Annotated in this window: 3 tRNA genes; all 3 read left to right on the forward strand. The window is 54.5% G+C overall.

The features are described 5' to 3' along the window. The first annotated feature begins 91 nt into the window (after positions 1-91). The 3 genes from ABNX05_RS26140 to ABNX05_RS26150 all read left to right on the forward strand — a co-directional run bounded on the left by ABNX05_RS26140 (position 92) and on the right by ABNX05_RS26150 (position 346). A tRNA-Arg gene (locus ABNX05_RS26140) sits at positions 92-168 on the forward strand. 10 nt (positions 169-178) lie between these two features. Continuing rightward, positions 179-255 (forward strand) — tRNA-Pro (locus tag ABNX05_RS26145). A gap of 18 nt (positions 256-273) precedes the next feature. After that, positions 274-346: transfer RNA gene (locus tag ABNX05_RS26150), tRNA-Ala, on the forward strand. Position 347: the final 1 nt, after the last annotated feature.

The raw sequence follows: 347 nt of genomic DNA on the forward strand, positions 1-347 counted from the left end.
TGGCAGACGCACAGGACTTAAAATCCTGCGGTAGGTGACTACCGTGCCGGTTCGATTCCGGCCCTCGGCACCATTTTATTTTTAATAATTAGCGCCCGTAGCTCAATTGGATAGAGCGTCTGACTACGGATCAGAAGGTTGTGGGTTCGACTCCTGCCGGGCGCGCCAATAAAACAAACGGGAAGTAGCTCAGCTTGGTAGAGCACTTGGTTTGGGACCAAGGGGTCGCAGGTTCGAATCCTGTCTTCCCGACCATTTCCTAAAAATATCTATGGGGCCTTAGCTCAGCTGGGAGAGCGCCTGCCTTGCACGCAGGAGGTCAGCGGTTCGATCCCGCTAGGCTCCAC

Source organism: Lysinibacillus zambalensis, from assembly GCF_040183165.1.
In the GTDB taxonomy this organism is placed as follows: domain Bacteria; phylum Bacillota; class Bacilli; order Bacillales_A; family Planococcaceae; genus Lysinibacillus; species Lysinibacillus zambalensis.